Raw genomic sequence first — 4,286 nt, 5'->3', positions numbered from 1 at the left:
TCAAGCTGAGAATATGGCGCATTTGCGCGAGAAAATCGACTTAACGTATACGTCATATGCTTGACGAATTGAAATTAGAGGTATTCTAATACTGCTTGTGAGCGACCCGCCAAGAGGCCGCGACCAGGAAGGCCACGCATCGTAGGGAGACGAGATGACCGCCAACGCGGTGCCCTTCGAACTGTCAGCAGCCGCGGCGCAGGCCGTCGCTTGCGAGCCGCTGACCGCGATCCTTGATCGCGCGGTTGAGCGCTTTGCCGATCGCCCGGCGATGGATTTCCTCGGCCACCGCACCAGCTATGGCGAACTCGGCCGGCTGGTGGCGCAGGCGGCGCGCGGGCTTCAGCAACTGGGCGTGAAAAAAGGATCGCGCGTCGGGCTCTGCCTGCCGAACACGCCGTACTACGTGATCTGCTATTTCGCGGTGCTGCGGCTCGGCGGCATCGTCGTCAATTTCAATCCGCTCTATGTCGAGCGCGAAATGCGCCACCAGATCGAGGATTCCGGCACCACGCTGATGGTGACGCTCGATATCCGCCAGATCTATCCGAAGGTGGCCGCGGCGCTTGGCGAGACCTCTCTCGAGCGCATCGTGGTCTGCCCCATGAGCGGCATCCTCACCGCGGTGAAGAGCGCGCTGTTCTCGGTCTTCAAGCGCTCGGAAATCGCCGACGTGCCGAGTGATCCGCGCCATATCCGTTTCGACAGGCTGATCGCCAACGACGGCAAGGTCGAGGCCGCCGAGATCGATCCGCGGAACGACATTGCGGTGCTGCAATACACCGGCGGCACCACCGGCGTGCCCAAGGGCGCCATGCTGACTCATGGCAACCTCTCCGCCAACGTCGATCAGCTTTATCGCTGGCTGCCCGATCCGCGCCCGGGCGAGGAGCGGATGATGCTGGTGTTGCCGCTGTTCCATGTTTTTGCGATGACGGTCGGGATGAATCTCGGCATCGCCTTTGCCGCCGAACTGATCCTGCTGCCGCGCTTCGAACTCGATCAGGTGACGAAGACGATCGCCAAGAAGCGCCCGACGATGTTTCCCGGCGTGCCGACGATCTACACCGCCATCATCGGCGCGACCGAGCACAACAAGCTCGACCTGTCGTCGATTCGGACCTGCATTTCGGGCGGGGCGCCGCTGCCGCTGGAAGTGAAGCATCGCTTCGAAGCCCTCACCGGATGCCGCTTGGTGGAAGGCTATGGCCTGTCGGAGACCTCGCCGGTGGCGACCTGCAATCCGCTCGCGACCGGCGGCAAGCCCGGCTCGGTCGGCCTGCCGCTGCAAGGCACGGTCGTGGAGGTCTATTCGCCGATCGCCCGTAGCGAGAAAATGGGCGTCGGCGAGAAGGGCGAGATCTGCGTCCGCGGCCCGCAGGTGATGGCGGGCTATTGGAACCGGCCCAAGGACAGCGAAGCGGTGATGACCGACGGCGCCCTGCGCACCGGCGACATCGGCTACATCGATGCGGACGGCTATGTCTATCTCGTCGACCGCATCAAGGACGTGATCCTGTGCGGCGGCTACAACGTCTATCCGCGGGTGATCGAAGAGGCGCTATACCAGCATCCGGCGGTCAATGAGGCGGTGGTGATCGGGGTGCCCGATCCTTATCGCGGCCAGGCGCCCAAGGCGTTTGTCTGCCTGCGCGAGGGCCATCGCGCCACCCCGACCGAACTCAAGGAATTCCTCTCCGGCTACCTGTCACGCATCGAGATGCCGAAGACGATCGAACTGCGCCAGCAATTGCCCAAGACCATGGTCGGCAAACTTTCGAAGAAGGACCTCGTCGCCCAGGAACAGGCCGGCGGCGACGCTGAGTAGATATCCATTTGGAAAATCGCATGAACTCGACGTATATCTGCGGCAGAAAGGTGACCAATAGGGCATATGGCTTCCCTATACGAACGTTTGCCGTCACCGGGGGTCTTGCGGATGGAAAAGATCTATTCGGTAACCGAGCTGGCGCGCGATTTGGATCTCACGGCGCGGACTATCCGCTTCTACGAGGACCAGGGGCTGATTACGCCGCAGCGCGCCGGTGCGACGCGGGTCTACACCCATCGCGACCGGGCCCGCATGATCCTGATCCTGCGCGGCAAGCGGCTCGGCTTCTCGATTCGGGAGATCAAGGAGTTTCTCGATCTCTACGTGGTCGACGTCACCCAGGTCGAACAGATGCAGCTGCTGCTGAACAAGGTGCGCGAGCGTTCGCGCCAGCTCGAGGAGCAGAAGCAGGCGCTCGACCAGACGCTGCGCGAATTGCGCGACATCGAAAAGCTCACGGTCGACGCCCTGGAGCAGAAGGGCATCGCCGCCAATCCGGCCTGAGGCGAGGAAGCGTTCCTTCCATCTCTCCGGCCCCCACCAGCCAGGAGAGAACGCCATGAAGACCGTGGTCATTGCGGGTTATGCGCGCACGCCCTTTACGCTCGCCAAGAAGGGTGCCCTGGCCGGGACGCGGCCGGACGAAATGGCGGCGCAGCTCGTTCGCCAGTTCGTCGCGCAGCGCCAGATCACGCCGGGCGATATCGAGGATTTGATCCTCGGCTGCGCCATTCCCGAAGGCGAGCAGGGCCTCAACATGGCCCGTCTCGTCGTGCTGCTTTCCGGACTGCCGCAAACCGTTGCCGGACAGACGATCAACCGCTTTTGTGGCTCCTCCATGCAAGCCATTCATTCCGCTGCAGGCGCCATCCAGTTGGGAGCGGGTGAGGCATTCATCTGTGCCGGGGTCGAGAGTATGACCCGGGTACCGATGACAGGATTCAACCTGTTTCCCCACCCCGAACTTGCCCGCTCCCTGCCTGGCGCCTACATGGGCATGGGCGACACCGCCGAAAACGTCGCCCGCCAGTGGGATATTCCGCGTGCCGCGCAAGAGGAATTCGCGCTGCGCTCGCACCAGAAGGCGGCCAAAGCCCAGGCCGATGGTCTGCTGACGGATGAAATCATCCCGATCGAAACCAAGAAGGGCCGCGTCGATGTCGACGGCTGCATCCGCGCCGACACCACCCGCGAGGCGCTCGCCCAACTGAAACCGGCGTTCGATCAGGCCGGCACGATCACCGCCGGCACCGCGTCGCCGCTGACCGACGGGGCCGCGGTCACGCTGGTTTGCTCCGCCGATTATGCCGAGCATCATGGCCTGGTGCCGCTTGCCCGCGTGGTATCGATCGCGGTCGCCGGCTGCGCCCCCGAAATCATGGGCATTGGACCGGTGGCGGCCAGCCGCAAGGCGCTCGAGCGCGCCGGCATCAAGGCGAATGCCCTCGATGTGGTCGAGCTCAACGAGGCGTTTGCTTCGCAGGCGCAGGCCTGCATTCGCGATCTCGACCTCGATCCGGAGAAGGTCAATATCGACGGCGGTGCGATCGCCATCGGCCATCCGCTCGGCGCTTCCGGCGCCCGCATCACCGGCAAGGCGGCGTCGCTGCTGCCGCGCACCGGCGGACGCTACGCGCTCGCCACCATGTGCATCGGCGGCGGCCAGGGCATCGCGACGGTGCTGGAGAGGGTGTGATGAGCGAAATCCGCAAAGTCGCCGTCATCGGGGCCGGGGTGATGGGATCGGGCATCGCCGCTCATGTCGCCAATGCGGGCGTGCCCGTGCTGCTGCTCGATATCGTGCCGGCGGGCGCCGCCAACCGCAACGCCATCGCCGAAGGCGCGGTGGAGAAGCTGCTGAAGGCCGACCCGGCCCCCTTCATGTCGAAGCGGGCCGCCAAGCTGGTGACGCCCGGCAACATCGAGGATCACCTCGACCAGTTGGCCGATTGCGACTGGATCGTCGAGGCGGTGATCGAGCGCCTGGACATCAAGCAGGATCTTTACGCCCGCATCGAGGCCGTGCGCAAAGAGGGCTCGGTGGTGTCGTCCAACACCTCCACCATTCCGCTGTCGGTGCTGGTGCAGGGGTTGCCTGAGCGCTTCCAGAAGGATTTCTGCATCACCCACTTCTTCAATCCGCCGCGCTACATGCGGCTTCTGGAAGTGGTGAGGGGGCCGAAAACCAGGGACGACGCCGTCGCCGGCGTCAGCCGCTTCGCCGACGTCATGCTGGGCAAGACCATCGTCGACTGCAAGGACAGCCCCGGCTTCATCGCCAACCGCCTGGGCGTCTACTGGATCCAGACGGCGGTGGTCGAAGCCATGGACGCCGGACTGGAGGTCGAGGAAGCCGACGCCGTCATCGGCAAGCCCATGGGCATCCCCAAGACCGGCGTGTTCGGCCTGATCGATCTGGTCGGCCTGGACCTGATGCCGCATGTGATCTCCAGCA

4 protein-coding genes are annotated in these 4,286 nt (G+C 64.2%); all 4 read left to right on the top strand.

Annotation, left to right across the window (positions count from 1 at the left end):
- The first annotated feature begins 154 nt into the window (after positions 1–154).
- Positions 155–1,828: a long-chain-fatty-acid--CoA ligase gene (locus tag AC1P6P_RS09225; RefSeq protein WP_481402149.1), complete on the top strand. Its 1,674-nt coding sequence runs from the start codon at positions 155–157 to the stop codon at positions 1,826–1,828.
- Positions 1,829–1,939: 111 nt separating this feature from the next.
- A complete protein-coding gene (locus AC1P6P_RS09220; protein WP_481402148.1) occupies positions 1,940–2,335 on the top strand; it encodes a MerR family transcriptional regulator in 396 nt (131 codons plus the stop codon).
- Between the two features lie 55 nt (positions 2,336–2,390).
- The gene (locus AC1P6P_RS09215; protein WP_481402147.1) at positions 2,391–3,527 is read left to right on the top strand and encodes a thiolase family protein; all 1,137 of its coding nucleotides are present in this window, start codon (positions 2,391–2,393) and stop codon (positions 3,525–3,527) included.
- A partial coding sequence (locus tag AC1P6P_RS09210) for a 3-hydroxyacyl-CoA dehydrogenase family protein (protein ID WP_481402146.1) occupies positions 3,527–4,286 on the top strand: 760 nt, incomplete at its 3' end. The genes AC1P6P_RS09215 and AC1P6P_RS09210, both read left to right, overlap by 1 nt.

This window comes from Rhizomicrobium sp. (assembly GCF_056722145.1).
This window is presented reverse-complemented; position numbering and strand designations above follow the sequence as displayed.